The sequence below is a fragment of the Sphingobium algorifonticola genome, from assembly GCF_004005485.1.
GTDB lineage: Bacteria > Pseudomonadota > Alphaproteobacteria > Sphingomonadales > Sphingomonadaceae > Sphingobium > Sphingobium algorifonticola.
The window spans coordinates 58,829-84,857 of the sequence record NZ_RZUL01000002.1 but is presented as its reverse complement, the minus strand read 5'-3'; the positions used below and the strand labels follow the sequence as shown (position 1 = coordinate 84,857).

The 26,029-nt window shown below is 63.9% G+C and carries 28 protein-coding genes; 8 read left to right on the top strand and 20 right to left on the bottom strand.

The window, feature by feature from the left end; all coding sequences use genetic code 11:
* Window positions 1-4: 4 nt before the first annotated feature.
* The 3 genes from ENE74_RS05480 to aspS all read right to left on the bottom strand — a co-directional run bounded on the left by ENE74_RS05480 (window position 5) and on the right by aspS (window position 2,703).
* Window positions 5-388 carry a type II toxin-antitoxin system VapC family toxin gene (locus tag ENE74_RS05480; protein ID WP_127689694.1) on the bottom strand — a complete coding sequence of 128 codons (384 nt, stop codon included), beginning with the start codon at window positions 386-388 and terminating at the stop codon, window positions 5-7.
* Window positions 385-777, bottom strand: coding sequence for a hypothetical protein (locus ENE74_RS05475; RefSeq protein WP_127689692.1), 393 nt, complete (start codon window positions 775-777; stop codon window positions 385-387). The genes ENE74_RS05480 and ENE74_RS05475 overlap by 4 nt, the downstream gene beginning before the upstream one ends.
* A 141-nt stretch (window positions 778-918) precedes the next feature.
* Window positions 919-2,703: an aspartate--tRNA ligase gene (aspS, locus tag ENE74_RS05470; RefSeq protein ID WP_127689690.1), complete on the bottom strand. Its 1,785-nt coding sequence runs from the start codon at window positions 2,701-2,703 to the stop codon at window positions 919-921.
* A 124-nt stretch (window positions 2,704-2,827) separates the two neighbouring features.
* Here aspS and rnd point away from each other — a divergent pair, with 124 nt between their 5' ends.
* The 3 genes from rnd (at window position 2,828) to ENE74_RS05455 (ending at window position 5,555) form a co-directional block, all read left to right on the top strand.
* Complete coding sequence (gene rnd / locus ENE74_RS05465) at window positions 2,828-4,030, top strand: ribonuclease D (RefSeq protein WP_127689688.1); 1,203 nt, start codon at window positions 2,828-2,830, stop codon at window positions 4,028-4,030.
* 1 nt (window position 4,031) lies between these two features.
* Complete coding sequence (locus ENE74_RS05460) at window positions 4,032-4,346, top strand: I78 family peptidase inhibitor (RefSeq protein WP_206517651.1); 315 nt, start codon at window positions 4,032-4,034, stop codon at window positions 4,344-4,346.
* Window positions 4,347-4,481: 135 nt separating this feature from the next.
* Complete coding sequence (locus ENE74_RS05455) at window positions 4,482-5,555, top strand: calcium:cation antiporter (RefSeq protein WP_127689686.1); 1,074 nt, start codon at window positions 4,482-4,484, stop codon at window positions 5,553-5,555.
* Window positions 5,556-5,703: 148 nt separating this feature from the next.
* Here ENE74_RS05455 and ENE74_RS05450 read toward each other — a convergent pair whose 3' ends face one another.
* The 10 genes from ENE74_RS05450 to ENE74_RS05405 all read right to left on the bottom strand — a co-directional run bounded on the left by ENE74_RS05450 (window position 5,704) and on the right by ENE74_RS05405 (window position 13,875).
* Window positions 5,704-6,519, bottom strand: a complete 816-nt coding sequence (locus tag ENE74_RS05450; RefSeq protein WP_277601356.1) for a ferredoxin--NADP reductase — start codon at window positions 6,517-6,519, stop codon at window positions 5,704-5,706.
* Window positions 6,520-6,722: 203 nt separating this feature from the next.
* Window positions 6,723-7,082 (bottom strand): HesB/IscA family protein, encoded by a 360-nt coding sequence (locus ENE74_RS05445; RefSeq protein WP_127689685.1) that lies wholly within the window; start codon window positions 7,080-7,082, stop codon window positions 6,723-6,725.
* 104 nt (window positions 7,083-7,186) lie between these two features.
* Window positions 7,187-7,660, bottom strand: a complete 474-nt coding sequence (locus tag ENE74_RS05440; protein WP_127689683.1) for an SUF system Fe-S cluster assembly protein — start codon at window positions 7,658-7,660, stop codon at window positions 7,187-7,189.
* Window positions 7,657-8,967 (bottom strand): cysteine desulfurase, encoded by a 1,311-nt coding sequence (locus tag ENE74_RS05435; protein WP_127689681.1) that lies wholly within the window; start codon window positions 8,965-8,967, stop codon window positions 7,657-7,659. The genes ENE74_RS05440 and ENE74_RS05435 overlap by 4 nt, the downstream gene beginning before the upstream one ends.
* A complete protein-coding gene (locus tag ENE74_RS05430) occupies window positions 8,964-9,716 on the bottom strand; it encodes a SufD family Fe-S cluster assembly protein (protein WP_127689679.1) in 753 nt (250 codons plus the stop codon). Before ENE74_RS05430 ends, ENE74_RS05435 begins: the two co-directional genes overlap by 4 nt.
* A gap of 100 nt (window positions 9,717-9,816) precedes the next feature.
* Window positions 9,817-10,563 (bottom strand): Fe-S cluster assembly ATPase SufC, encoded by a 747-nt coding sequence (gene sufC, locus ENE74_RS05425; protein ID WP_127690543.1) that lies wholly within the window; start codon window positions 10,561-10,563, stop codon window positions 9,817-9,819.
* Window positions 10,547-11,038, bottom strand: a complete 492-nt coding sequence (locus ENE74_RS05420) for an endonuclease domain-containing protein (RefSeq protein ID WP_338142980.1) — start codon at window positions 11,036-11,038, stop codon at window positions 10,547-10,549. Before ENE74_RS05420 ends, sufC begins: the two co-directional genes overlap by 17 nt.
* A complete protein-coding gene (gene sufB, locus ENE74_RS05415) occupies window positions 11,038-12,522 on the bottom strand; it encodes a Fe-S cluster assembly protein SufB (protein ID WP_127689677.1) in 1,485 nt (494 codons plus the stop codon). Before sufB ends, ENE74_RS05420 begins: the two co-directional genes overlap by 1 nt.
* On the bottom strand, window positions 12,519-12,956 hold the full coding sequence (locus tag ENE74_RS05410) for an SUF system Fe-S cluster assembly regulator (protein WP_127689675.1): 438 nt from the start codon (window positions 12,954-12,956) through the stop codon (window positions 12,519-12,521). Before ENE74_RS05410 ends, sufB begins: the two co-directional genes overlap by 4 nt.
* Window positions 12,957-13,062: 106 nt before the next feature.
* Window positions 13,063-13,875, bottom strand: coding sequence for a helix-turn-helix domain-containing protein (locus ENE74_RS05405; protein ID WP_241241849.1), 813 nt, complete (start codon window positions 13,873-13,875; stop codon window positions 13,063-13,065).
* 530 nt (window positions 13,876-14,405) lie between these two features.
* On the opposite strand from ENE74_RS05405, the gene ENE74_RS05400 reads away from it, so the two are divergent.
* The 3 genes from ENE74_RS05400 to ENE74_RS05390 all read left to right on the top strand — a co-directional run bounded on the left by ENE74_RS05400 (window position 14,406) and on the right by ENE74_RS05390 (window position 19,232).
* Window positions 14,406-15,440, top strand: coding sequence for a quinone-dependent dihydroorotate dehydrogenase (locus ENE74_RS05400; RefSeq protein ID WP_127689671.1), 1,035 nt, complete (start codon window positions 14,406-14,408; stop codon window positions 15,438-15,440).
* A 56-nt stretch (window positions 15,441-15,496) separates the two neighbouring features.
* Window positions 15,497-17,164 (top strand): gamma-glutamyltransferase, encoded by a 1,668-nt coding sequence (gene ggt / locus ENE74_RS05395; protein ID WP_127690541.1) that lies wholly within the window; start codon window positions 15,497-15,499, stop codon window positions 17,162-17,164.
* 274 nt (window positions 17,165-17,438) lie between these two features.
* Entirely contained in the window at window positions 17,439-19,232 is a 1,794-nt protein-coding gene (locus tag ENE74_RS05390) for an AMP-dependent synthetase/ligase (protein ID WP_127689669.1), read from the top strand.
* Window positions 19,233-19,238: 6 nt separating this feature from the next.
* On the opposite strand, the gene ENE74_RS05385 is transcribed toward ENE74_RS05390, so the two are convergent.
* Complete coding sequence (locus ENE74_RS05385; RefSeq protein WP_127689667.1) at window positions 19,239-19,643, bottom strand: hypothetical protein; 405 nt, start codon at window positions 19,641-19,643, stop codon at window positions 19,239-19,241.
* Window positions 19,644-19,691: 48 nt separating this feature from the next.
* The gene (gene gloB, locus ENE74_RS05380) at window positions 19,692-20,420 is read right to left on the bottom strand and encodes a hydroxyacylglutathione hydrolase (protein WP_127689665.1); all 729 of its coding nucleotides are present in this window, start codon (window positions 20,418-20,420) and stop codon (window positions 19,692-19,694) included.
* Between the two features lie 92 nt (window positions 20,421-20,512).
* Here gloB and ENE74_RS05375 point away from each other — a divergent pair, with 92 nt between their 5' ends.
* A complete protein-coding gene (locus ENE74_RS05375) occupies window positions 20,513-21,226 on the top strand; it encodes an SIMPL domain-containing protein (RefSeq protein ID WP_127689664.1) in 714 nt (237 codons plus the stop codon).
* A gap of 10 nt (window positions 21,227-21,236) precedes the next feature.
* On the opposite strand, the gene ENE74_RS05370 is transcribed toward ENE74_RS05375, so the two are convergent.
* From ENE74_RS05370 to ENE74_RS05360, 3 genes are all read right to left on the bottom strand, one after another.
* Window positions 21,237-21,653 carry a VOC family protein gene (locus tag ENE74_RS05370; protein WP_127689662.1) on the bottom strand — a complete coding sequence of 139 codons (417 nt, stop codon included), beginning with the start codon at window positions 21,651-21,653 and terminating at the stop codon, window positions 21,237-21,239.
* A gap of 80 nt (window positions 21,654-21,733) precedes the next feature.
* Window positions 21,734-22,573: a tetratricopeptide repeat protein gene (locus ENE74_RS05365; protein WP_127689660.1), complete on the bottom strand. Its 840-nt coding sequence runs from the start codon at window positions 22,571-22,573 to the stop codon at window positions 21,734-21,736.
* Window positions 22,570-23,319: an alpha/beta hydrolase gene (locus ENE74_RS05360; RefSeq protein WP_127689658.1), complete on the bottom strand. Its 750-nt coding sequence runs from the start codon at window positions 23,317-23,319 to the stop codon at window positions 22,570-22,572. The genes ENE74_RS05365 and ENE74_RS05360 overlap by 4 nt, the downstream gene beginning before the upstream one ends.
* A gap of 58 nt (window positions 23,320-23,377) precedes the next feature.
* On the opposite strand from ENE74_RS05360, the gene ENE74_RS05355 reads away from it, so the two are divergent.
* Entirely contained in the window at window positions 23,378-23,764 is a 387-nt protein-coding gene (locus tag ENE74_RS05355; protein ID WP_127689656.1) for a hypothetical protein, read from the top strand.
* Window positions 23,765-23,807: 43 nt separating this feature from the next.
* Here ENE74_RS05355 and ENE74_RS05350 read toward each other — a convergent pair whose 3' ends face one another.
* On the bottom strand, window positions 23,808-24,923 hold the full coding sequence (locus ENE74_RS05350; RefSeq protein ID WP_127689654.1) for a M48 family metallopeptidase: 1,116 nt from the start codon (window positions 24,921-24,923) through the stop codon (window positions 23,808-23,810).
* Window positions 24,907-25,986: a YjgN family protein gene (locus ENE74_RS05345; protein ID WP_127689653.1), complete on the bottom strand. Its 1,080-nt coding sequence runs from the start codon at window positions 25,984-25,986 to the stop codon at window positions 24,907-24,909. The genes ENE74_RS05350 and ENE74_RS05345 overlap by 17 nt, the downstream gene beginning before the upstream one ends.
* Window positions 25,987-26,029: the final 43 nt, after the last annotated feature.

The window sequence follows — 26,029 nt, the reverse complement described above, 5'->3', positions numbered from 1 at the left end:
TGCCTTAGCCGATACCGATACAGGGGACGCCGTATCGAAGGATGAGACCGTCATCGGTCATGATTCGTGCATTTTCGGTTTGCGCCTGGGCGACAATGAGATGATCGAACGGGTCGCGATGCAGCAAAGGCAAGGCTTCGAGCGCGCGCAAATCGGCCGCGCGAACAGGTAAAATCTCGACACCCTGACCAACCAGCCATTCGAGCATATCACCGCCGCGCTCGGCAGGTTTGCCGATGCGATGCTTGACCGACATTTCCCATGGCGATGCAATGCTGGCCATCACATGCACCTTTGGGTCGGCGATGACGGCCCGCGCTTTTCGCCCGAGTCTCAGATCATCCTTCAGCCACCAGAGCAGGACATGCGTATCCAGGAGGAGCTTCATGTCTTGGTTGGTACGTCAGGCCAGGGTAATTCGGTGTCCTTGCCTTCAAAGGCGTCAAGCAGCCAATCCGGGGTTTCCGCAAAATCCTCGGTCCAGCCGATCATCCCCCGCAATGCACCGGGCTGCCGCGGCTTGCCATCCCGCGTGTAGACCCATTGGCCATCGACCAGCCAGGGCGGGCCGTCGGTCGGCGGCGCTGCCCGCGCCTGATCCTGCGGCGGGGCGCTGTACTGCATGGGCATGGCGCGCACCTCCTGCGGCGGATCGTCCCGAACAAGGCCGGTAAGATAGTCCTTCACCAGCGCCGACAAAGACGTTCCCAGTTCCGCCGCGCGAATGCGGGCGAGTCGGTGGGTTTCGTCATCAAGGGCGATGGTGACGTTTTTCATGAAAGACTGTGTAGCACAGTTTCACAGTCATCGCCAATTGTCCGGTTCGGACTGGACCAATTTTGGTCGCGCGGAGAGGTAAAGACGCAGAGATTGCCCTCCGCGTCTCTGCGTCTTCGCGCACACCTACTTTTGACGAGCTTATGCTTTCGCAGGCGCTTCCAGCACGCGGATGTGCAGTTCCCGCAACTGCTTGAGCGCCGCGGGGCTGGGCGCGCCCATCAGCAGGTCCTCGGCGCGCTGGTTCATGGGGAACAGCGTCACTTCACGCAGATTCTGCGCGCCGACCAGCAGCATGACGATGCGATCGACCCCGGCCGCCATCCCGCCATGGGGCGGTGCGCCATATTGGAACGCGCGATAGAGGCCGCCGAAACGCTCCTCGACATCGGCCTTGGACAGGCCGACCAGTTCGAACGCCTTCACCATCAAATCGGGATGCTGGTTGCGGATCGAGCCCGAGGCGATCTCGTATCCGTTGCAGACCATGTCGTACTGGTACGCCTTGATCGTCAGCGGGTCCTGCCCGTTCAGCGCCTCCAGCCCGCCCTGCGGCATCGAGAAGGGGTTGTGCGCAAAATCGAGCTTCTTCTCGTCCTCGTCATATTCGTAGAACGGGAAGTCGACGATCCAGCACAGCTCGAAACGGTCCTTGTCGATCAGGTCCAGCTGTTCGCCGATACGGATGCGCGCGAGGCCCGCGAGCTTCGCCGCCTGGCTTTCCTTGCCCGCCGCGAAGAACACGCCGTCATTGGGACCAAGGCCGAGCGCCGCGATCAGCTTTGCGGTCGCGTCCTCGCCATGGTTCTTGGCGATCGGGCCGCCCGGTGCACCATCCTTGATGTTGATATAGCCGAGGCCAGAATAGCCTTCGCTACGCGCCCAGTTGTTCATGTCGTCGAAGAACTTGCGGCTGCCCGCTCCAGCGCCCGGCGCAGGGATCGCGCGGATCACGCTGCCGCTTTCCACGAGGCTTGCGAAGATACCGAAGCCGCTCCCGTGGAAATGCTCGGTGACGTCGGTGATGAGGATAGGATTGCGCAAATCCGGCTTGTCGCTGCCATATTTCAGCATCGCTTCGGCATGGGGGATGCGCGGGAAGCTACCTGCGGGCGTCACCGGTTTGCCGTTCGCAAACGCCTCGAACACCTGCGCGATCACCGGCTCCATCGTGTTCCACACATCTTCCTGCGTGACGAAGCTCATTTCGAGATCGAGCTGGTAGAACTCGCCCGGCAGACGGTCGGCGCGCGGGTCTTCGTCGCGGAAGCAGGGTGCGATCTGGAAATAGCGGTCGAAGCCCGCGACCATCAGCAATTGCTTGTACTGCTGCGGCGCCTGCGGCAGCGCGTAGAACTTGCCTGCATGAATGCGGCTGGGCACCAGAAAGTCGCGCGCGCCTTCCGGGCTGGAGGCCGTCAGGATCGGCGTTGAATATTCGGTGAAGCCCGCGCCTTCCATCCGGCGGCGCATGTCCGAAATGATTTTCGTGCGGGTGACGATGTTCGCATGCAGCGTTTCGCGCCGCAGGTCGAGAAAGCGATAGCGCAGGCGAATGTCCTCGGGATAGTCCTGTTCCCCGGCAACCGGCAGTGGCAATTCCTGCGCGGCGGACTGCACCGTCACGCTGTCCGCCACCACTTCGATCGCGCCGGTGGCGAGGTTCGCGTTGGACGCTTCCGCCCCGCGCGCCACAACGGTGCCGTCGATCGTTACGACCGATTCGACGCGGAGCCCCTCCAGCACGCGCAGCGGATCGCTGTCCGCCTTCGCCACGATCTGCGTCAGGCCATAATGATCGCGCAGGTCCACGAACAACACGCCGCCATGATCCCGTTTGCGATGCACCCAGCCGGACAGGCGGACAGTGCTGCCGACATCGCTTTCGCGAAGGGCGGCGCAAGTGTGGGTGCGATACAGGTGCATGGTTGTGGTATCTTCCAATGCTTTACGGAAATGACAAACCCGTGGATCGGGGCTATGGCCGATGATGTCGATACCGACCAGCCCGCCAGGGAGCGGGCCTGCCCATAATAAGATCGAAGACCATATGCAAATCCATCCGCTGATCAGCGACAGCAAGACCCTCGCCGACTTCTGCCAGCGCATCGCCAAATCCCCCTATATCGCCGTCGATACCGAGTTCATGCGGGAAAACAGCTATTGGCCCGAGCTGTGCCTGGTCCAGGTGGCGGACGAACATGAGGCGGCCGCAATCGACCCCAAGGCCCCCGGCCTCGACATGACACCGCTGCTCGACCTGATGGTCGACAATCATGACGTGCTGAAGGTCTTTCACGCGGGCGGGCAGGATCTGGAAATCATCCACAATCTGACCGGCAAGACGCCGCAGCCGATGTTCGACACCCAGATCGCGGCCATGGCGCTGGGGCTGGGCGAGCAGATCGGCTATGGCAATCTGGTTGATGCGTGGCTGGGCATCACGCTCGACAAGGGCGCGCGGTTTACCGACTGGGCCCGCCGCCCGCTCGACAAGCGCCAGATCGATTATGCGATCGGCGACGTGACCTACCTCATCCAGATTTTTCCGATGATGCTCGCCGACCTCAAGAAAACCGGGCGCGGCGGCTGGCTCGATCAGGAAATGGAGCGGATCAGCGATCCGTCCAACTACATCAACTTGCCCGAGGAAGCCTGGAAGCGCGTGCGGATCGCCAGCCGCAAGGCCGATGTTCTCGGGCGCCTGAAGGCACTGGCGGCCTGGCGCGAAATCGAGGCGCAGGACAAGAACCTGCCGCGCGGCCGCATCGTGAAGGACGAGACACTGGCCGACATCGCCAGCCACCCGCCGCGCAGCCAGGATGATCTGGTGAAGGTACGCGGGCTTTCGGCAGGCTGGAAGACCAACGACATCGGCACCCGGATGATGCAGGCGCTGGCCAATGCCAAGCCGCTGGACCGCGACGAAATGCCCGAGCGCGACCCGAAGAAGCCGGGCCTTGGCAAGGATGGCGCACTGGTCGCCGATCTGCTGAAGCTGCTGCTCAAGATACGGTCGCGCGACATCAACGTCGCCTCACGGCTGCTGGCGCGCACCGATGATCTGGACGCGCTGGCGGCAGGCGAGCGCGAGGGCCTGTCGATCCTCGAAGGCTGGCGCTATGAACAATTTGGGCGCGATGCCGTCGATCTGGTCGAGGGGCGGTTGGCGTTTGCGGTGAAGAACGGACGGCTTAAAATGACGCGGACGCTTGCCGTGGCGGAACCGGCGGCCTCCGCAAGAAAGGACTGAGATGCCTGCAAAGCTGCTGCGCGCCGGGACTGGCGCGATGATGGTGCTCCCGCTGCTGGCGGCCTGCGCCCCGATGGACGGCGCGGCACCGGCCCCGGCCGCCGAAAGCGAAGGCCCGTGCCGTAACGCTGGTCTTGATCGCTTTACGGGGCAGACCGTGACGGCGGACCTCGGCGCGGAGATGCTGAAAGTATCCGGTGCACGCACCTTGCGCTGGGGCGCACCGGGCAGCGCGATGACGATGGACTTCCGCCCCGACCGCCTGACGGTCAGCTATGACGACGCGATGAAAGTTACGTCGGCCCGCTGCGGATAAGGAGAACGGGCCAGCGCCTTTGCCGGAAAAGCGTCACGCGGAAGGCCATGAAGTTGCGGAAGTTGCGGCGTTGAAAGCCGCAGAAATCCGCTGATTGCCCGTTGCGCATGCCCCCCTTCCCGCTAGAACAGCGCGATGCGCAAACTGATCGATAGCTGGACATGGGCTGCCCCGGTCGCCGGATGGCTGCTGATCGGGGCAGGCGCGGCCGTTGCCTTGCCCAATCTGCTGCTCGCAGCCGTGCTGATCGGCACCGTGCTGGCCGCCGTGCATCATGCCGAGCTGGTCGCACATCGCGTGGGCGAGCCGTTCGGCACCTTCCTGCTGGCGATCGCCGTCACCGTCATCGAGCTGGGCCTGATCGTCACGCTGATGGCCGCGGCGGGCGAAGGCTCCGCGACGCTGGCCCGCGATACGGTGTTCGCCGCGGTCATGATCATCCTCAACGGCCTCGTTGGCCTGTGCCTCTTCGTCGGCGCGATCCGGCACAAGGAACAGATTTTCCAGCAGACCGGCGTCAGCGCCTCGCTCGCCACGCTCTGCGCGCTGACAGTCCTTACCCTTGTGCTGCCCAATTTCACGGTCAGCGAAGCCGGGCCGGTCTATTCGATCTCCCAATTGGGCTTCGTCGCGGTCGTGTCGTTCCTGCTCTACGCCACGTTCGTCACGGTGCAGACAGTGCGGCACCGCGACTATTTCCTGCCGGACAAGACGCTCGCCGCCGATACCGAAATCCATGCCGATCCGCCGGGATTGCGCCAGACGGTCGTGTCGGCCGTGCTGCTGCTTGCCTGCCTTGGGGCCGTAGTGCTGCTCGCCAAGATATTGAGCGCCCCGATCGAGGCGGCCGTCGCCGCCGCCGGAGCGCCGCGCGCGATCGTCGGTGTCATCATCGCCGCGCTCGTCCTGCTGCCCGAAAGCGTGGCGGCGGTGCGCGCGACGCTCGCCAACCGCTTGCAGACCAGCCTAAACCTCGGCCTGGGCTCCGCCTTGGCCACGATCGGCCTCACCATACCGGCGGTCGCCGCGCTTTCCATTCTGGTCGACCTGCCCATTTCGCTGGGCCTCGACATGAAAAGCATCGTGCTGCTGTTTCTAACGCTGATCGTCGCCACGCTGTCGCTGGGCACCGGGCGCACCACCGTGCTGCAAGGCGCGGTGCATCTGGTGATCTTCGCGGTTTATCTGTTCACGACGATCGTGCCGTGAGGACTTTGGTCGGATCCAGTACGGTTCGTGCTGAGTAGGGACTGAGTTTAACGAAGGCCCGTATCGAAGCATTGTCCTTCGATACGCCACTTCGACTTCGCTCAGTGGCTACTCAGGACGAACGGTCCATGGCATGCTCACAAACAGTTCAGCCCACGAACGCCCGCTCGACCACGAACTGGCCCGGATTGCTGCGCGTGCCTTCGGTCATACCCCAGCCTTCCAATATCTCGATCATGTCCTTGTTGAACGCCATCGATCCGCAGATCATCCAGCGGGAATCGGGGCGATCGGCAGTCGTGAGGCCGATGTCGCTGCGGAACAGGCCTTCGCGGATGCGGTCCGTAATGCGACCGCGCGTGTGGAACTCACCCTGGGTCACAGTCGGATAATAAGTGAAGCGATCGCGCAGCAACTCGCCGAAAATCTCGTCGTTGCGGATTTCCTCCTGCAGGAACTGGCTGTAGGCCAGCTCTTCCTTCTGCCGCACCGTATGGGTGATGATGATGTTTTCGAACCGCTCGTGCGTCGCAGGGTCGCGCAGGACGGAGAGGAACGGGGCAAGCCCGGTGCCGGTGCCGATCATGACCAGATGCTTGCCCGGCGTCAGCGCGTCGATGACCAGCGTTCCCGTCGGCTTGCGGCCGATCAGTACCTTGTCGCCGATCTTGAGATGCTGGAGCCGCGACGTCAGCGCGCCGTCGGCGACCTTGACCGAGAAGAACTCAAGATGGTCTTCCCACGCCGGACTGACGATCGAATAGGCGCGCATGATCGCCTTGCCATCCTCGGCAGGCAGGCCGATCATCACGAACTCGCCGGAATCGAAGCGCAGGCTTTGCGGGCGATCGACGCGAAAGCTGAACAGCCCCGGCGTCCAGTGATGCACCCAGGTGACCGTCTGCAAATACATGCCCTTGCTTTCGGCAAAGGCCTCGACGGCGGCGACGTCGTTAATGTCCATATTCGTTCTTCCGATAGTGCCGGGCTATGCGCCCTATCTGCATTGTCTGTCTGTATTGTCTGTCGGTGCTTTTCGCGACGCCTCTAGGGCAAAGCGCCGCGCCTGTCTCGCAATCTCGGCACTGCCATCCATCGAAATGCCATGGAGTGCGATAGGAGAGCTATGCCACCGTTACCATCATCGTCGCGGGGGCATGCGCGGCTTCAGATCGTGAAACTTTCGCCGCAGCCGCAACTTCCCTTGGCATTGGGATTGGCGAACACGAAGCCTGCGGTGAAATCATCCTCCACCCAGTCCATCGTCGATCCGATGAGGTAGAGCACCGATCCGCCGTCGATGTAGAAGGTGCCGCCGGGCGTTTCGATCTTTTCATCGAACTTCGCTTCCTGCGTCACGTAATCGACCGAATAGGCGAGGCCCGAGCAACCGCGGCGCGGGGTCGACAACTTGACGCCGATGGCGTCCTGTGGCGCCTTCGCCATCAGATCGGCGATGCGCTGCTCCGCACTGGCCGTCAGGATCACGGCGGCGGGGCGCAGGCGGGTTGTGGTTTCGATGGTCATTCGCTTTCTCCAAAAACCCTTCCTTTTCAGGGAGGCGGGGGGATGACCGGCACATGGCTGACAGCCTCCTCCCCCGGCCCCTCCCCTGAAGGGGAGGGGAGATATTACAGCATCCCCAGTTCGAGCTTGGCCTCGTCGCTCATCTTCGCCGGGTCCCAGGGCGGGTCCCAGACCAGATTCACTTCGACATCGCCGACACCCGGCACCGCACCGACGCGCAACTCCACTTCGGCGGGCATGGTTTCGGCAACCGGGCAATGCGGCGTCGTGAGCGTCATCGAGACGACGGCATGGCCATCGTCCGTCACCTCGACGCCGTAAATCAGCCCGAGATCATAGATGTTGACCGGGATTTCCGGATCGAAAATGTCCTTCAGCGCCTCGATGATGCCGTCATAGACGCTGCCGCCAGGTTCGCCGGCTGCTGGGGCCGACGGCGCGGCGCTGAGAAATCCGTCGAGATAGTCGCGCTGACGCGCTTCGCCGACGGCCGGTGCCGCAGCATCCTCGACCCGTGCCTTGGGCGGCGGTGCCACGGCGTCGACTTCCTCGATCGCAATATTGGTTTCTTCGTTCATCCGAAGATCTTCCTTACCCGTTCGATGCCCCGCACCAGCGCCGCGACATCGCTTTCATCGTTATAGAGGCCGAAACTCGCCCGCGCCGTTGCCTCGACGCCCAGATGCCCCATCAGCGGCTGTGCGCAATGATGCCCGGCGCGGATGGCAACGCCTTCTTCATCCAATATGGTGCCGACGTCATGCGGATGCACCCCCTCGACTTCGAAGCTGAGGATGCCCGCACTGTCCTCCGGCCCGAACAGGCGAACCGAATTGAGACCCTGCAAGGCCGCCCGCGCCTGCGCCACCAGCGCCGTTTCATGCGCGTGGATCGCGTCCAGCCCGATCGCCTGCACATAATCGATCGCGGCCGCCAACCCGACGACCCCGACGATATGCGGCGTGCCCGCCTCGAACCGGTTGGGTGCCGGGGCATAGGTCGTCTTTTCGAACGTCACCTTGTCGATCATGGCTCCACCACCCTGCCATGGCGGCATCGCATCCAGTATCGCCTGTCGCGCCCAGAGCGCGCCGATGCCGGTTGGACCATAAAGCTTGTGCGCGGACATGACGTAGAAATCGCAATCGAGCGCCTGCACATCGACAGTGATGCGCGGCACGGCCTGGCATCCGTCGAGCAACAGCTTGGCCCCGACGCTATGGGCGATGTCGGCGGCGCGGCGCGCATCCAGCACGGAGCCCAGGACGTTCGACACATGCGCGAGCGCGACGATTTTGTGCGAAGGGCTGATCATCGCCGACATGGCGTGCAGGTCGATCCGGCCATCGGCGGTCAGCGGGACAACGTCGATCTGCGCCCCGACCCGCTCGGCGAGCAATTGCCAGGGCACGATATTGCTGTGATGCTCAAGGCAAGACAGCAAAATGCGATCGCCCGATTTGAGGTTCGCCCCGCCCCAGCTTTGCGCAACGAGGTTGATCCCCTCGGTCGCGCCGCGCACGAACACGATTTCGCTGTCCGACGCTGCGCCCAGGAACGCCGCGACCTTCCGCCGTGCCGCTTCATAAGCGAGCGTCATGTTGGCGGAACGCGCATAGACGCCGCGGTGAACGGTCGCATAATCCTCGCCATAGGCACGGGCGATCGCGTCGATCACCTGGCGCGGCTTCTGCGCGGTGGCGGCGGTATCGAGATAATGCCAGTCGCCGATGCCGGGGAAGTCGGGGCGATAATTCTTCAATCCGTTCGCCCTGAGCCTGTCGAACGGTTCCACCGAACGCAGTGAGGTGTCCGAGCCTTCGACAAGCTCAGGCGAGGGCTTCGACAGGTTCAGCCCGAACGGAGGGGAGACTGATATATTCATGAGAGGCTTTCCAGCTTCGCCAGAGCCGCTGTTTCCAGCGTCGCTCGCACGGCCTCGTCCGCCACGCTGTCGAACACGCCCGCGATGAAGGATTGCAGCAGCAGCGTGCGCGCGGTCGCAGGGTCCATGCCCCGGCTGGCCATGTAGAAGAGCGCCGCCTTGTCGAGTTCGCCCACGGTCGCGCCATGCGCGCATTTCACGTCGTCGGCGTAGATTTCCAGTTCCGGCTTGGCGTTGGCGGTCGCGGTGCGATCCAGCAGCATGGCCTTCACCGATTGCGCGGCATCGGTCTTTTGCGCGCCGCGCGCGACGGCGATCTTGCCGAGATAGCTGCCGGTCGCATGGCCCGCGAGGATCGAACGCACCGTCTGCTGACTGGTCGCATCGGGGAGGGCATGATGCAGCGTCGTCACGATTTCCAGCGTCTGATGCCCGCCGCCGATGATCGCGCCGCCGAGTTCAAAATGCGCGCCCTCGCCCAGGGTGACTTCCAGCGTGACGCGACCAAAGGCACCGCCGATGTTGAGGATATGGAAATGGCAGGCCGCACCATCGGCGATGTCGATGACATAATCGTGGATTGCGGTGGCATGGTCGGCGGCGTCCTGCACCAGATGATGATGCGCGGTTTCGCCCTGTGCGACGCTGATGCGCCTGGGCGCGGGGACGGGCCAGAGGCGCGCCACCGCATCCAGATCGCTATACCGCCACGCTTCGTCGCGGCGGGTAGGAAGGGCAAGCGCGGTCATCCAAACACCCCTTTCTCCGCGTTTCCGCGTCTCCGCGCGAAAAAATTGAGTTCGCGCAGAGACGCGGAGACGCGGAGGAGGAAGAGAGGGCCTGCGGCGCTCATGCGGCCACCACCTCAGCATAGCCTTCGCGTTCCAGCTCCAGCGCGAGGTCCGGCCCGCCGGACTTCACGATGCGGCCGCCCGCGAGGACGTGGACGAAATCGGGCCGCACATAATCGAGCAGGCGCTGGTAGTGGGTGATGAGCAGCACGGCCTTGTCCGGCTTGCGCATGATCGCATTGATGCCCGCGCCGACCACCTTGAGCGCGTCGATATCGAGGCCGCTGTCGGTCTCGTCGAGGATCGCGAGCTTGGGATCGAGGATGCCCATCTGCACCATCTCATTCCGCTTCTTCTCGCCGCCCGAAAAACCGACGTTCACCGGACGCTTGAGCATGTCCATGTCGAGACCGAGCAGCGCCGCCTTTTCCTTGGCGAGCTTGATGAACTCGCCGCCGGTCAGGTCCTTCTCCCCGCGCGCGCGGCGCTGGCTGTTGAGGCTTTCGCGCAGGAATTGCAGATTGGAGACGCCGGGGATTTCGACCGGATACTGGAAACCCAGGAAAAGCCCCGCGGCCGCGCGCTCATGCGGGTCCATCGCGAACAGATCCGCGCCCTCGAACGTCGTGGTGCCACCCGTCACTTCGTAACCGGGCCGCCCGCCCAGCGTATAGGCCAGCGTGGACTTCCCCGCCCCGTTCGGCCCCATAATCGCATGGATTTCCCCCGCGTTCAGCGTGAGCGAGAGGCCCTTGAGAATGGCCTTGCCGTCGATGGAATTGGTTAGGTTATTGATTTGGAGCATTGTCATTCCGAGTTTCAAGTCCCTCCCCTTCAGGGGAGGGGTTGGGGTGGGGGCTGTTCCAGCGGTCGGGCGTGGCGTCCAGAACAGCGAGCAGCCGTTCGAGAACGCCATCGAGGTTGGTCATGACTTCGGGATTGGAAAAGCGAATCACGCGGTAGCCAAGTTGATGCAGCGCCTTGTCCCGCAATGCGTCCGACGGGGCATCATGCGTGTCGCCGTCGATTTCGACGATCAGGGCCTTTTGCGGGCAGAGGAAGTCGGCGATCGCCCCGCCGATGACGGATTGACGGCGGAACTTGTGGCCGCCGAGTTTCGCGCCGGACAGTGCGCGCCAGAGGCGTTTTTCGGGTTCGGTGGGGTTGCGGCGCATAGTCTGGGCGTGGGTACCCAGGTTTTCAAGATGGCGGACGGACAGCCCCCACCCCCGGCCCCTCCCCTGAAGGGGAGGGGAGTTTGTGGATTGGCCCTTGTCCATCACCCCACCGACCCCTCAAGGCTAATCCCCAGCAGCTTCTGCGCTTCCACCGCGAACTCCATGGGGAGTTGCTGGAGCACGTCCTTTGCGAAGCCGTTGACGATCAGGGACACGGCGCTTTCCGTATCGAGGCCGCGTTGCATCGCGTAGAAAAGCTGGTCGTCGCTGATCTTGCTCGTCGTCGCTTCATGCTCGATCTGCGCCGAGGGGTTCTTCACTTCAATATAGGGGACGGTGTGCGCGCCGCACTGGTCGCCGAGCAGCAGGCTGTCGCATTGGGTGAAGTTGCGCACGCCCTCGGCCGTCGCCGCCACGCGCACGAGGCCGCGATAGGTGTTGTTCGAGCGGCCCGCGCTGATCCCCTTGCTGACGATTGTGGAGCGGGAGCCGCGCCCCAAATGGATCATCTTGGTGCCGGTATCGGCCTGCTGCATGTTGTTGGTGAGCGCGACGGAATAGAACTCGCCGACGCTGTTCTCCCCCGCCAGCACGCATGACGGATATTTCCAGGTGATCGCAGAGCCGGTTTCCACCTGCGTCCAGCTTATCTTGCTGTTCTTGCCCTGACAAAGCCCGCGCTTGGTGACGAAATTGTAGATGCCGCCCTTGCCATCCGCATCGCCGGGATACCAGTTCTGCACGGTGCTGTACTTGATCTCCGCATCGTCCAGCGCGACCAGCTCCACAACGGCGGCGTGCAACTGGTTCTCGTCGCGCATCGGCGCCGTGCAGCCTTCGAGATAGCTGACGTAGCTGCCTTTTTCCGCGATGATGAGGGTGCGCTCGAATTGGCCGGTGTTTTCCGCGTTGATGCGGAAATAGGTGGAAAGCTCCATCGGGCAGCGGACGCCCTCCGGGATGTAGACGAAGGTGCCGTCGGAAAAGACCGCGCAATTGAGCGTCGCGAAGTAATTGTCGCGCATCGGCACGATCTTGCCGAGCCACTGGCGGACGAGATCGGGATATTCGCGCACCGCTTCGCTGATCGAGCGGAAGATGACGCCCGCTTCCTCAAGCTCCTTGCGGAAGGTGGTGGCGACGGACACGCTGTCGAACACCGCGTCCACCGCGATCTTGCGCGCGCCCTTCACCCCGGCGAGCATTTCCTGCTCCGCGATCGGAATGCCGAGCTTTTCATAAGTACGCAGGATTTCGGGATCGACCTGATCGAGCGAGTCGATTTCCGCGCGCGGCTTGGGCGCGGCGTAATAATAGGCGTCCTGATAATCGATCGGCGGCACGTTGAGCTTGGCCCAGTCGGGCGGCGTCATCGTTTTCCACAGGGCAAAGGCCTTCAGCCGCCAGTCGAGCATCCATTGCGGCTCGTTCTTCTTGGCCGAAATGAAACGGACGGTATCCTCGTTCAGGCCCTTGGGCGCGAAATCCTGCTCGATGTCGCTGGCCCAGCCGAATTCATAGGTGGAGGCGCGATCGACGGCCTCTTGCGCTTCGGCGTTGCGAACGGTTGTTTCGGTGTCGGTCATGCAGGAACTCCGGGGAGCGGGGTAGCCTCGCTCGAAAGACTGTTCAGCGACACGCCCGCCAGCGCGCCGCGGATCGCGCCGTTGACGGCACCCCAGTGCGGACGGACGCGGCAGGTGGTTTCGAGCGCGCAGTCGTGGCGCGCTTCGCCTTCTTCGACACAGGCGGTCATCGCGATCGGCCCTTCGACGGCTTCCACGATATCAGCGAGGCTGATGCTGTCCGCCGGGCGCGCCAGGGCAAAGCCGCCGCCGGTGCCGCGCGCCGATTCGAGTAGCCCGGCCCCCGCCAGCCGCCCCAGCAGCTTTTGCGCCGTGGGCAAAGGCACGCCGGTCTGGAGCGCGATATCGGTGGCCGACAGGCGCATGTCATCGCCCGCGCGGGCGGCGGCAGACATGACGACGATGGCATAATCGGCGAGGCTGGATAGCCGCATGGCGAATCCCAATTCGGACTGATTTGTTCCGATTGTCATCTGGGCCTTAAACCGGCGGAAATCAAGCCCGCAATCGGCCGGTCAGCTGGTCAGCCGGTCCGGCGTGTCAGCTGATCCGGTTGATTTCCGCCATGGCGATGCCCATGTCGCGACGCTGAAGGGTCAGGCGCGCGACTTCGGTCGGATCGGTCATCAGCTGGTGCGGCGTCAGTCCGACGAAATGCTTGATCTCACGAATGAAATGCGACTGATCGTAGAAGGTCGCGGCGTCGCACAGATCCTGCCAGGGCGTATGGTCGATCGCGATCTTCACCGCGCAGCGCAGCGCGCGATATTTGCGGGCGAGCAGCTTGGGCGGCCCGCCGTAGAGCCGGTTTGTGAGGCGGGCGACCTGCCGGTCGGAAAGGCCCGTCGCGGCGACCAGATCGCTGACGCGCGGCGACCCTTCATTCGCGAGCCACGCATCCACCGCCGCCACGAAACTGACCATCGCCGGTGGCACGGGGCGCAGGCGCGCCTCCAGAAACGCCCAGATGCCCGTGGCCGACGCCGCCGTATCGGCCGCCGACGCGCGCAACTGATCCAGCAGCGCGGCATAGGCCGCGCCCTGTTCCAAGGTCATGTCGCACAAGCGGTCGGCCATCCGGCTGACGTCCCCGCCATCGATCGCCACCCAGCCAAGCGGCAGCAGCGAAATGCCCCACACGTCAGCCGGCGTATCTAGCGTAAAGCTGGTCGAACCCATCGTCGGGCCAAGCAGGCAGACGTCCGGCGTCGCCATGCAATGCCCGTCGTGAAAGCGATAATGGCCGCGGCCCGCCAGCATGAACCGCAACTGGCCGGCATCGGCGCGCGTGACATCTTCATAATGCGGCAGGGCCGTGGTGAAGCGATAGAGCGCACCGAAATAATTGCGCAACGATTCGGGAGGCGCAGCGGATGATGGCGCTTTTGCGGCGCGGGAGGCACCGACCTGCTTGTTGCGCGGTGGCACGGGATCAGGCCGATCTGCCGTCCGGCGTCGACACGGCGTCACCCCATTGTTTCATAACGAAAATGAAACGACCCGGAACGCGCGTCATGATCTTGTATACCCCCTGCGACGTCATGACGCGACGCAACGCAGGACGCAACAGATTTGTAACCGGCAATGGCACGCAAAGATGCGCCTTTGCCAGGCCCGCAATAGCGGCAAGACAAAAAAAGACCCGGACGGTTTCCCGTCCGGGTCCAGGAAAAGGTCTCTTGGTACAAGACCAGGAGCCCTTCGGGTCGCAGGGCGTCTCTAGGCCAAGAGCGTTGCAATTTTATTGTATGGATTCGACATTTCTTCGGCACAACGATCCAAAATGACCCATGTGAACGTCATCATGTTGCGCAAATGCAACAGCTTGGGCCGTGGGACGGCCTGTCTTTGACCCCGACAGGTGGCGCTGGCATAGCGTCGCCATGTTCTATGCCGCCATCCGCCCGCTTCTGTTCCGCATTGATCCCGAAATGGCACATAATCTGACGCTGGCGGCGCTTCAAGCGATGCCATCGCGCCGCGCAGACGCGCCGGATTCGATGCTTGCCTCCCGAGTCGCGGGGCTGACGTTCCCCGCGCCTGTCGGCCTGGCGGCGGGATTCGACAAGGATGGGCGCGTCGCCCACAAGATGCGCGGGCTGGGTTTCGGCTTTGCCGAACTGGGTACGCTGACCCCCTTCCCACAAGACGGCAATCCTATGCCGCGCCTGTTTCGCCTGGTCGAGGATCGGGCGGTGATCAACCGCATGGGGTTCAACAATGGCGGACAAGCGGCCGCCGTGACGCGCCTGTCACGCCGTACGCGTGGCGACGGGATCATCGGCATCAACATCGGCGCGAACAAGGATGCGACAGACAGGATCGCCGATTATGCCACGGGCGTTCGCACGATGGCGCCGCTGGCCGATTATCTGACTATCAACATTTCCTCCCCCAATACGCCCGGGCTGCGCGCCTTGCAGGACAAGGGTGCGCTGAACGCCCTGCTAGGTGCAGTCATGGACGCGCGCGGTGCCAGCGGGCCGCCTGTCTTCCTGAAGGTTGCGCCCGACCTGGAAAGCGCCGATGTCGCCGACATTACAGAAGCGGCGATGATGCATGGCATCGACGCGCTCATCATATCGAATACAACGATCGCCCGCCCGCCGCTGCGCTCCCGGCATGCGCAGGAAGGCGGTGGTCTGTCGGGCGCGCCGCTGCACGATATGGCATTGCAGAGGCTCCGCGATTTCCGCCGGATCACCGGCAACAGCCTGCCGCTGATCGGCGTCGGCGGCATCGCCACGGCCGAACAGGCCTATGCCCGCATCCGCGCCGGTGCGTCGCTGGTCCAACTGTACAGCGCGCTGGTGTATGAAGGGCCGTGGCTTGCGCGCGGGATTCACGCCGGGCTGAAACAGCTGCTCGTTCGCGACGGCTTCGCCAATATCGCGCAGGCCGTCGGCATCGACAGCTAGTTCGCATGCGCAACAAAACACTTGCCGCACGACGGGCAGCCGATAGTCTGGCGCGCATGATCCAGCGCATCCTCATCGCCTTCGCCCTGATTGTCCTGCCGGTTCCGGCGCTGGCGCAGGGGGTGGTGACATCGGCCGATCCCCGCGCCAGCGACGCGGGCCTCGAAATCCTGCGCAAGGGCGGCAGCGCGACCGACGCGGCGATGGCCATGATGCTGGCGCTGACCGTGGTGGAACCGCAATCGAGCGGCATCGGCGGCGGCGGCTTCCTGTTGCATCACGATGCGAAAACCGGGCTGATCGATACGATCGACGGACGCGAGACGGCCCCTGCCGCAGCGACGCCGACCCGGTTCCTCGGCACCGATGGCAAGCCGCTGCCTTTCATCCAGGCATGGCCGGGCGGCTATTCGGTGGGCGTACCGGGCAATGTCGCGCTGATGAAGGCTGCGCATGCCAAATGGGGGGCGTTGCCATGGGCGGCGCTGTTCGATCCGGCGATCAAGCTGGCCGAAGGCGGCTTCGACGTGACGCCCCGGCTGTTCAACGCGCTGACCGGTCTTCAGAAAATCTGGGCTGACTTCCCCGACGCGCAAAAGCTGTACTGGAGGGATGGCGCGCCCGCGCCGGTCGGCACCCGCATCCGCAATCCGGCGCTGGCCGCAGTCCTGAAGGACATCGCCACGCGTGGTCCCGACGCCTTCTACACCGGGGCCAATGCGGAGGCGATCAGCGCGACGGTTGGCAATGCGCCGAAAAATCCCGTGCCGCTGACAGTCGCCGATCTTGCCGCCTATCGGGCGAAGGAGCGTGCGCCCGTCTGCGGTCCCTATCGCAGCTACACGATCTGCGGCATGGGTCCGCCGTCGTCGGGCGCAACGACAGTGCTCCAGATACTGGGCATGGTCGAACGCTTCGACATGCAGGCGCTGGGCAAGGATAATCCGCGCGCCTGGCATGTGATCGCCGAAGCGATGCAACTGGCCTATGCCGACCGCGAGACATATCTGGCCGACCGGGATTTCGTGGCGGTGCCGGTGGCCGGGCTGATCGATCCCGCCTATCTTAAGGCGCGGTCTCGCCTGATTTCTGCGGACAAGACACTCGGGACCTATGCCGCCGGAACGCCGCCGGGCGCACAGCCGCGCACGGCCGCGCTTTCTTCCGAAGTGGCGGGCACAACCCATTTCATTGCCGTCGACCGCAGCGGCGACATCGCCACGATGACATCGACGGTCGAAAGCGGTTTCGGCAGCCAGCTCATCGCCAACGGCTATGTGCTCAACAACGAACTGACGGATTTCACCTTCGCGCCGGAAAAGGACGGCGCGCCGGTTGCCAACCGAGTCGAGGCAGGCAAACGTCCCTTGTCGTCCATGGCGCCGACAATCGTCTATGATGCGGTCGGCAAGCCGGTATTCACGGTCGGCGCGGCAGGCGGCAAGACAATCATCATGCAGGTCGCCAAGGCGCTGATCGCCCGGCTCGACTGGGGACTGTCGGCGCAGGACGCCATCGGCCTCGGCCTCGTCTATTTCAATCGCGATGGCATCATCCTGGAACAGGGCACGATACTGGAGCCGATGAAAGGCGCGATGGAGGCGCTGGGGCACAAGGTCAACGTGGCGAAGCTGGGCCTCAAGGCCAATGCCGCCGCGCTTGAAGGCGGCCGATGGGTCGGCGCCGCCGACCCGCGCAGCCCCGGCGAATCGCGGACGGAGTGAAGGCGCGCACAGGACAATGCCATCGTCCGTTCGCCCTGAGCCGGTCGAAGGGTTCTGCTGCGCCAGAGGCGAAGCGCCTTCACGGCGTTCCGGCTGGCCCTTCGACTGCGCTGAGGGCGAACGAAGATATGATGATGACGCCAATGGATGCTGACCTTGGTCAGGATGACTTATCCGGGGCAACACCTCCCTAGCCGTTACGCAAAGGCCGCATTATAGCCTTCCCTGACGGCAACCCTTCGGCGCGAGGGGCGTATAAGCCGCAGGAGATCCGATGCCCGCCTTCACCCAAGACCGCTTTCCCAGTCTCGTCGCCCTTTTCTTCACCCGCGCGCGTGAAAAAGGCGAGGCGCCGTTTCTGTCGCGCAAGCGTGACGGCGCGTGGCAGGCGCTGAGCTGGGATACGGCGGCACGGCAGGTGGCATCGCTCGCCGCGGCGCTGAAAGCGCAAGGGCTGCGGCCGGGCGACCGGGTGATGCTGGTCAGCGAGAACCGGCCCGAGTTCTGCATCGCCGATCTGGCGATCATGGCAGCAGGCTGCGTCACCGTGCCGACCTACACCACCAATACGACGCGCGACCATACGCATATCCTGACCGACAGCGGCGCTGCGGCGGTGATCGTCTCCACCGCCAAGCTGGCGAAGGAGCTGATGCCGGCCGTGCTGCGATCACAGGTGCGTCTGGTGATCGGCATGGAGCCGCTGCGCGGCATGCAGGGGGATAGCATTCACTGCGCGCAGTGGGATGCGCTGATCGCCGCCCATCCTGCCGATGTCGATGCCTGCGCCGCCGCACAGACGGCGACGCGCGAGGATCTGGCCTGCATCATCTACACCAGCGGCACCGGCGGCGCGCCACGCGGCGTGATGCAGCATCATGGCGCGATCTTGTGCAATGTCGAAGGCGCGTTCCAGTTGCTGGCGGAGGATTTCGGCGTCGGCGACGAAGTGTTTCTGTCCTTCCTGCCCCTGAGCCATGCCTATGAGCACAGCGGCGGACAGTTTCTGCCGATCATCACCGGCGCGCAGATATTCTATGCCGAAAGCCTGGAAAAGCTGGCCGGCAATATCGAGGAAGTCCGGCCGACCATCATGGTGGTGGTGCCCCGCCTGTTCGAGGTCTTGCGCGCACGGGTGCTCAAGGCGATCGAGAAGCAGGGCAAGGTGCCCATGTTCCTGCTCAATCAGGCGTTGCGCGTCGGCGCGAAAGACATGGAAGGCCGCGCCAGCCTGTTCGATGCGCCGGTGCGGATGCTGGTCGATCGCACCATCAGGCCGAAAGTGCAGCAGAAGTTCGGCGGGCGGATCAAGGCGATGGTGTCGGGCGGCGCGCCGCTCAACCCCGATGTCGGGATCTTCTTCCACGCGCTCGGCATCACGATGCTGCAAGGCTATGGCCAGACCGAAGCGGGGCCGATCATCAGTTGCAACCGCCCCCGCGCGGGCGTTGCCATGGATACCGTTGGCCCGCCGCTCGACGGGGTGGAGGTGAAGATCGCGCCGGACGGCGAACTGCTGGTGCGCGGCGAACTCGTCATGCACGGATATTGGCGCAATCCGGCGGAAAGCGAGCGAGTGCTGGTCGATGGCTGGTTGCACACCGGCGACATAGGCGAAATCGATGACCGGGGGCGCATCAGGATTACCGATCGCAAGAAGGACCTGATCGTCAACGACAAGGGCGACAATGTCGCGCCACAGAAGATCGAAGGCATGCTGACGCTTCAGCCCGAAATCGGGCAGGCGATGGTCTCCGGCGACAAGCGGCCCTATCTGGTCGGCCTGATCGTGCCCGATGCCGAATGGCTGCGCGATTGGGCGAGGGCCAAGGATGTCGCCGCCGATCTCGCCGAATTGCGGGAAAACGCCGCTTTCATGGCGGCGATCCGGGCGGCGGTCGATCGCGTGAACGCCGACCTGTCAGTGACCGAACGGGTGCGTCGTTTCATCCTGGCCGACGAGGCCTTCACGGTGGAAAATCAGGAAATGACACCGTCCATCAAGATTCGCCGCCATGTGATCCGCGCGCGTTATGGAGAACGGCTGGACGCCCTGTACAAGGCGTAACGGAACTCAGTTTTCCCGCGCCCGATAGGCGATGAACGGTCCCAAGGCACAAGCGCCGCCGCGCAACCGGCCGCTTTGCCGATCGACGGTGCGCACGACATCACCCGCGCAGTAATCCGGCCCGACCCGCTGGATGACGGGAATGCTGCCCGGGCCAAGCGCGGAACATCGACCGACCAGATCGTTGCGATAGAGACGTTTGGGACCGAGACGGTAAAGCAGTATCGTATCGCCAATCGGTTCGACGTCATTGAGCAGATCGCGGGCCACACATTGCACGGGGGCCTGCGGCACCTTGCCCAGCAATGCCCGCTCCAGAACAGCCGCCTGGCGTTTGTTCAAAGGAGATTCAGACGCGGCGGACGCGCCGCCAGCGACGGTGAGCAGGATGAGTGCGATCAGGGTACGCATGCTTGTCCTCGTCCATCCGCCCCCGGATTCGATGGCGCCTACCATAGCTCAAAACGCATCTTTTGCGGATCGCAATTCTGCGAGATGGACGGCATCCCGCGCCCGCATGAACACGTTGGTCGCGCGTTCCTGCGCGATCGTCGTCGGCACCGTCGGCTCGCCCCGCGCCCGCGCCGCATCGACCTGCGCCATTCGCGTTGCGATCGCGGCATTGTCCGGCTCGGCCACCAACGCAAAACGGCCGTTGCTCTGTGTATATTCATGCGCGCAATAGACGGTGGTGTCGTCTGGCATGGCGCACAGCCGCTGCATGTTCGCGAACATCTGCGCCGCCGTTCCTTCGAACAGGCGGCCGCAGCCCATGGCGAACAGCGTATCGCCGATGAACAGCATCTGCGCCTCGGCCAGATGATAGGCGATGTGGCCTGCGGTATGTGCGGGAACGGCGAGCACCTGCGCGACATGCGCACCGATGCGGACGGTATCGCCTTCGCCCACACCCCGGTCGAGCGTATCGATCCTGTCCGCCTCCGCAGCGGGGCCGGTCACGGTGCAGCCGGTCGCCGCCTTGATCGCGGCATTGCCGCCGATATGGTCGCCATGCCAGTGCGTGTTCCAGATCTGCCCGATCGTCCAGCCGCGCGCCGCCGCTGCGGCCAGCACGGGATCGGCGACCGCAGGATCGATCACCACCGTATCGCCGCTGGCGGCATCATGCATCAGCCAGACATAATTGTCGTGCAGCACCGGGATACGGACCACTTCAAGCGACATCATCCTCATACTCCGTTCATCGCCCTTAAGCAACGGTTCACCTTGATTACACCATATCAGTGACATACACCCTTCTGACAGGGCAGGAGAGATACATGACGGGCTGGACGGGAAAAACCAATGCGATTCTGATCGGCAGCGCCGCGATCCTGAGCCTCGGCATCGTCACCGGCGGCTATCTGCTGGGCGATGGTCTGACCCGCGCCAAGGCCGCCGACCGTGCCGTGACCGTCCGTGGTCTGGCCGAAAAGGATGTGACGGCGGACCTTGCGACCTGGACGATCAGCTATTCGGCGACCGGGTTCGACCTGCCGACGGTGCGCAGCGAGATCGACGCCAACAGCAAGGCGTTGCAGGACTATTTCCGTGGCATGGGCTTCCAGCCCGGCGATCTGAAACCCAGCAGCACGAATGTCAGCCAATATTACAACAACGGCGTCAACACCATCACCGTCAACCAGCGGATGCAATTGCGCACCACCGACATCGCCCGTGCGCAAAAGGCCGTTGCCGGGCAGTTCGACCTCGTGCGGCGTGGCGTCGTTCTGCAGGAAGGGTCGGGCATGGTCTACAGCTTCACCCGCCTGAACGACATCAAGCCCGAAATGGTGGCGGAAGCAACGCGTGACGCCCGCAAATCCGCCGAACAATTCGCCAAGGACAGCGGCACCGCCGTCGGTCGGATCAAGAGCGCCACGCAAGGCTATTTTTCGATCGACGCGCGCGACGGCGACCAGTCCGGCGGTGGCGGCGACACGCCCTACAAGAAAGTGCGAGTCGTCACGACGGTAGAGTTCTATCTCGACTGATCGGCCCGGATTACCAGGTGCCGCTGTTGGGCATCGAGGCCCAGGGTTCCTGCGGCGGCAGGTGCCCGTCCTGCAGCAGTTCGATCGAGATGTTGTCCGGCGTCCGCACGAACGCCATGTGCCCGTCGCGCGGGGGGCGGTTGATCGTCACGCCGGCGTCCATCAGCCGCTGGCAGGTCTCATAGATATTCTCGACCCGATAGGCGAGATGGCCGAAGTTCCGCCCGCCGTCATAGGTCTGCGGGTCCCAGTTGTAGGTCAGTTCGACCTGCGCACTCTCGTCGCCAGGCGCGGCCAGGAACACAAGCGTGAAGCGCCCGGCTTCGCTGTCGATCCGCTTCTGCTCTTCCAGCCCCAGCAGATTGAAGAAGCGGACAGTGGCGTCGATGTCGGTCACGCGGATCATCGTGTGCAGATATTTGGGCATGCGTCAGCCTCCGAAGGCGTGGGATCAAAGGTTAGATAACGCGGCATCGACGCGGGACAACCGCCTGCGTCGCGCCGCTCTCACGGTCTGGCATCGAGCCGCGCGAGACTGTCAGCGGCTGCTTTCCCCACGCCGTTCTGGCCAGCGCCGTTCCGGCCCGCAATCCGCACCGCACGCTGCCAGGCGGCGCGCGCAACATCGGTGTGATCGGTCAGGATCGCGATATTGCCTTCCTCCAGCGCGACCGAGGCGTCGTCCGGCGCCATCTGTACCGCGCGAGCGATATGCGCCTGCGCCAGCGGCATTTCGCCCGTGCGCCGTGCGAGTGTCGCCGACAGCAGCCATGCCAGCGGATCCTGCGACGCGAAATCGAGCGCGCTGTCCATATCCTGCCGCGCGCCCGCAAGATCGTTAAGCGCGACGCGCGCGCGCGCGCGATCCAGATAGGCTTCACCCTTCGCCAGCCCGTCGGGCATGCCACGCGCCAGTGCCGCATCGAAGCAGTCGCGCGCTTTCGCCGCGTCGCCGCCGGCCAGCGCCGCATTGCCCGCCTGCGCCCAAAGACGGGCGCTGCTGGCACTATCATTGGCGCGTTCCGCCTCCTCTGCCGCCTGTTCGAACGCCACCAGCGCCGGTGCCCAGCGATCCGCCTTGGCATAGGAGAAGCCCAGGCATTGCCGGGCATGAAAGCTGCCGCCTGCCATTCGCCATGCATTCGCGGCGCGGATGCCTGCCTCCGGGTCGGCCATGGCGCTGTCGAGACAATTCTGCAATTTGGCGGCCGTTTCCGGCGCGAGCGGCAGCACCGGCGTAGGCAACGCGGCCTGCCGTGCAGCGGCGGCTTCCCGACGCGATCGCGCCATGACGGCATCGGTTTCAGGCGAAGTGGCTTGCAGCGCAAGCAGCAGCAGCAGGGTCATGAACGCTCCAGCAGGTCGGCAACGACCCCGATCAGCACGGCGATATCGCTGTCGCGGGACAGCCGGTGGTCGCCGTCCTTAATCAGCACTGTCTGGACGTTGGATGAACGCAGCGCGGCGGCGATATCGAGCGCCGTCGACCAGGGCACATCGGGATCGCACTGGCCCTGCAACAGCCGCACCGGACAATCGAGCGCGATCGGCCCGGTCAGCAGCCGGTTCGCCTGCCCCGATTCCCAGAAAGCCCGGGTGGTGACATAAGGCGCATCGCCATAGGGCGTGGGTTCGACGATCTGCCCCTCATCCCGCAACTGCGCCTTTTGTGCGGGCGTGAAGCCCCATTCGGTAAAGTCGGGCGCTGCCGCGATCCCGACGATCCCCGCCACCCGGTCCGGCCGGGCGAGCGCGACCAGCAGCGCGATCCATCCGCCCATCGAGGAGCCGACCAGCAGAACCGGCCCGGATAGCAGGACGTCGATCGCCAGCAGCACGTCGTCCCGCCAGATATCGAGGGTGCCGCTGGCAAAATCGCCCTCGCTGGCGCCATTGCCCGAATAATCGAGGCGCAGCATCGCCTGCCCATGCGCCTGTGCCCAGGCATCGAGGGCGAGCGCCTTGCCGCCTTCCATGTCGGACATATAGCCCGGCAGAAAGACGATCGTGGGCCCCCGCCCCGCACGATGGCGGCAAGCCAGACGCACGCCGTCTGGTCGCGTGATGGTGGAAAGCGCGGGGCTGCCTGTCATGGCGTCGCCTTAACCGAAAATCAAAGACCGTACAGTAGTTCGATGCCGGGAGGCCGCCATGGACAAGTTCGATATCGTTACCGAGCCTGCGTACAAGCTGATCCGTGCCACGCTGTCGGGCTTTTTCGATGGCGCGACGGTGGCGCAGTTCGGTCGCGCCGTGCAAATGGCGTCGGCTGGCATGGGCTGCCAGTCGGGCGAACATCTTCTGCTGGTCGATACCACGCGATGCGCGTTGCAGGCGCAGGACGTGGTCGGCGCGTTTCAGGCGCTCATCACCGATTCGCCGCTGAAATCGAAACGGATCGCGATCGTGACCGGCAGTTCCCTGTCACGGATGCAGGTCCGTCGCATTCTCGTGCGCGATCAGGCAATGATGTTCGACAATGCCGCCGATGCCGAACAATGGGTGTTGACCGGCACATTGGGCGCGCAGGCGGCGTAACCTTTTCCAATTGCCGAGGTACGGCGTCAGCGGGAACGCGCCGTCACAGTCCGTCTTCCCAGCTCCATCCGGATTTCACGGTCGGGTCGCGTTTGCACATCTGCCGCAATGCCTGCCACTGTGCGTCAGTCAGCGCCGGGACATAATTCTGTCCCCTCTTCACGCTGCGTGCGAATATTGCCCGGCGGGATTGAGAGAGCGGATGCGAGGAAAGCCAGGTCATCGCTCGCGCGGTGCGCCTGCCGCCTGGTTCTTCGCTCTTTGCCATTCGTCCGAAGAAAGAGGCGGTGTCAGCAGGGGAGATATTGGCCGCCTGCATCGCAACGATCGAAGCGGCGTCCGCGCGCGCCTCCGCGCTACGGCCATAGCTCAACGAAAGCAGGCCATTCACATAGCCGCCGACATCCCCGGAAAAGCCCCCGAGAACGACGCTCAACCCCAGCTGCCGCATCAGCCCGACCAGCGTGTCTCGGTGGCGGACATGGCCGAGTTCCTGGCCCAGCACGCCCGCAACTTCATCGGCGGACGCAGCCTTTTGTATAAGCCCGTCGAACAGGATAATGCGCCCGCCTGGCAAGGCGATGGCGTTGACGATCGGCACATTGGCGATTTCGATGGCGCGAGCGTCAGCATTCGGGTCCATTTTCGCGATCAGCGCGTCGAGTGCCTGCACACCTTCCGGCGACCGGCAGAAGCGTCCGCCGAAATCGCCAACCATCGCATCGCCCAGCCGATTCTCCCAGGCCCGTGGCACGAGCGGGGCGACCCAGCCGGGCGCTTCCAGCCCGACATAGATGACGGCTGCGGCGATCACGGCGAAGCCCGCCACCGCACGGGGCAGGCCGATGCGGTCGATCCATCGCCCATAGCGCCCATGGAGCGGCAAATGCGCAGCAAAATCAGGCGGCGGCGGGCCGTCGAAACCCAGCCGCCAGCCGCCTTCGCCCTTCAATCCGTACACCGAGCGGCCGCCGGTGCCATCCAGCGCGATCAGGTCGCTCCACGCATAAGGGCCACTTTCCCAGTCATCCCCGACAAGGCGGAAGCTGTCAGCCGCCAATAGGACGCGCGGATGCCAGCGGCAGGCATTGCGCCCGTCATAATGCCATGGCCCCGCCGCATCGGTTGCGCCGGCCGCCACTTCAGATCGCGCCGACATCGAAGGCGTCAAGCAGCCCTTCGCCCTGCCCGGGCTTGCGCGTGGTCGACTGGGTAAGCTGGTTGAAATCAATCTCTCCCGTCGCCTCCATATGGCGGATGAAAAAGGCCCAGTGGCGATAGGAGAGGAAGATGGTGCCGATGCCGAGCGTGAGCATCACCAGCGCGATGTCGCCGAAAATCAGTTTCAACCATTCGTCGGTACCCGCCTCGAACCTGAAGGACAGCCCCTCCAGCGTCAGCTTGCCGATCGCCTCGCGCAGGAAGGCTGCATAATAGGCCAGCGCGATCATGCCGAGCAGCACATAGACACCCAGTACGATGACGAAAAAGACTATGATCTGGAGTACCGGCGGGAGGCTGGATTCCACAAAAACCCCACCCATGTTCATCCCCGTCACACTAGCGACCGCCACGCCCGCCAGCACGAACAATATCGGCGTCAGATAAAACAGCAGGAAACGTTTGAAGGTCGCGCTTGCGCTGCCGGTGGACGAGAAAGCGTAAGGGCCAAAACTCATCGCGTTCCACCGCTGATTCCACAGCGACATCATCGCCCATGGGATAAGCAGGCCAAAAGGCAAGTAGCTGACGAACGTCTTCCACATATAGGACAGGCCATAGCCCCAGCCCGGATTGTCGCTGCCGCCTCGAATGCCATGCCAGTAGGTCCGGCTCAGTCGATAACGCAGCGCCCGATAACGCGCGAGGCCGACGAGGTAGAAAATCACCACGACCGCTATCAGCGTCAGGATCGCGGCGATGCCAGGGTAGCCTTGAAACACCAGCGCCTGCGCACCGAACTGGATGAAAATGAAAGGAATACCGAACAGCCCCAGCACCAGCAGAAAGCCGATGAACAATTCCTTCCCCGTGCCCGTCCATTCCAGCCGGTCGTCGATGAACTGCGTCTGCGCCCACAGATACCTTCGCTCCCGCGTGGTTGCCCAGAAGCGATAGATGCCCAGCGTTACGATCGTCAGCAGCAGGTTGGTAAAGGCGATCGGCGCGAAATCCCGCCAGCTTCCGTGAAACACGAAGGCGCTATGCTGTTCGTTATCCAAGTAAAATCCCCCCGATATTCCCCGTCGCCAACCAAGCCGCGCC

What these genes read in the sequence shown, in the direction of transcription:
- ENE74_RS05480 (WP_127689694.1), bottom strand. Translation starts at nt 388, where the DNA reads ATGAAGCTCCTCCTGGATACGCATGTCCTGCTCTGGTGGCTGAAGGAT.
- ENE74_RS05475 (WP_127689692.1), bottom strand. Translation starts at nt 777, where the DNA reads ATGAAAAACGTCACCATCGCCCTTGATGACGAAACCCACCGACTCGCC.
- aspS (WP_127689690.1), bottom strand. Translation starts at nt 2,703, where the DNA reads ATGCACCTGTATCGCACCCACACTTGCGCCGCCCTTCGCGAAAGCGAT.
- rnd (WP_127689688.1), top strand. Translation starts at nt 2,828, where the DNA reads ATGCAAATCCATCCGCTGATCAGCGACAGCAAGACCCTCGCCGACTTC.
- ENE74_RS05460 (WP_206517651.1), top strand. Translation starts at nt 4,032, where the DNA reads ATGCCTGCAAAGCTGCTGCGCGCCGGGACTGGCGCGATGATGGTGCTC.
- ENE74_RS05455 (WP_127689686.1), top strand. Translation starts at nt 4,482, where the DNA reads ATGCGCAAACTGATCGATAGCTGGACATGGGCTGCCCCGGTCGCCGGA.
- ENE74_RS05450 (WP_277601356.1), bottom strand. Translation starts at nt 6,519, where the DNA reads ATGGACATTAACGACGTCGCCGCCGTCGAGGCCTTTGCCGAAAGCAAG.
- ENE74_RS05445 (WP_127689685.1), bottom strand. Translation starts at nt 7,082, where the DNA reads ATGACCATCGAAACCACAACCCGCCTGCGCCCCGCCGCCGTGATCCTG.
- ENE74_RS05440 (WP_127689683.1), bottom strand. Translation starts at nt 7,660, where the DNA reads ATGAACGAAGAAACCAATATTGCGATCGAGGAAGTCGACGCCGTGGCA.
- ENE74_RS05435 (WP_127689681.1), bottom strand. Translation starts at nt 8,967, where the DNA reads ATGAATATATCAGTCTCCCCTCCGTTCGGGCTGAACCTGTCGAAGCCC.
- ENE74_RS05430 (WP_127689679.1), bottom strand. Translation starts at nt 9,716, where the DNA reads ATGACCGCGCTTGCCCTTCCTACCCGCCGCGACGAAGCGTGGCGGTAT.
- sufC (WP_127690543.1), bottom strand. Translation starts at nt 10,563, where the DNA reads ATGCTCCAAATCAATAACCTAACCAATTCCATCGACGGCAAGGCCATT.
- ENE74_RS05420 (WP_338142980.1), bottom strand. Translation starts at nt 11,038, where the DNA reads ATGGACAAGGGCCAATCCACAAACTCCCCTCCCCTTCAGGGGAGGGGC.
- sufB (WP_127689677.1), bottom strand. Translation starts at nt 12,522, where the DNA reads ATGACCGACACCGAAACAACCGTTCGCAACGCCGAAGCGCAAGAGGCC.
- ENE74_RS05410 (WP_127689675.1), bottom strand. Translation starts at nt 12,956, where the DNA reads ATGCGGCTATCCAGCCTCGCCGATTATGCCATCGTCGTCATGTCTGCC.
- ENE74_RS05400 (WP_127689671.1), top strand. Translation starts at nt 14,406, where the DNA reads ATGTTCTATGCCGCCATCCGCCCGCTTCTGTTCCGCATTGATCCCGAA.
- ggt (WP_127690541.1), top strand. Translation starts at nt 15,497, where the DNA reads ATGATCCAGCGCATCCTCATCGCCTTCGCCCTGATTGTCCTGCCGGTT.
- ENE74_RS05390 (WP_127689669.1), top strand. Translation starts at nt 17,439, where the DNA reads ATGCCCGCCTTCACCCAAGACCGCTTTCCCAGTCTCGTCGCCCTTTTC.
- ENE74_RS05385 (WP_127689667.1), bottom strand. Translation starts at nt 19,643, where the DNA reads ATGCGTACCCTGATCGCACTCATCCTGCTCACCGTCGCTGGCGGCGCG.
- gloB (WP_127689665.1), bottom strand. Translation starts at nt 20,420, where the DNA reads ATGATGTCGCTTGAAGTGGTCCGTATCCCGGTGCTGCACGACAATTAT.
- ENE74_RS05375 (WP_127689664.1), top strand. Translation starts at nt 20,513, where the DNA reads ATGACGGGCTGGACGGGAAAAACCAATGCGATTCTGATCGGCAGCGCC.
- ENE74_RS05370 (WP_127689662.1), bottom strand. Translation starts at nt 21,653, where the DNA reads ATGCCCAAATATCTGCACACGATGATCCGCGTGACCGACATCGACGCC.
- ENE74_RS05365 (WP_127689660.1), bottom strand. Translation starts at nt 22,573, where the DNA reads ATGACCCTGCTGCTGCTGCTTGCGCTGCAAGCCACTTCGCCTGAAACC.
- ENE74_RS05360 (WP_127689658.1), bottom strand. Translation starts at nt 23,319, where the DNA reads ATGACAGGCAGCCCCGCGCTTTCCACCATCACGCGACCAGACGGCGTG.
- ENE74_RS05355 (WP_127689656.1), top strand. Translation starts at nt 23,378, where the DNA reads ATGGACAAGTTCGATATCGTTACCGAGCCTGCGTACAAGCTGATCCGT.
- ENE74_RS05350 (WP_127689654.1), bottom strand. Translation starts at nt 24,923, where the DNA reads ATGTCGGCGCGATCTGAAGTGGCGGCCGGCGCAACCGATGCGGCGGGG.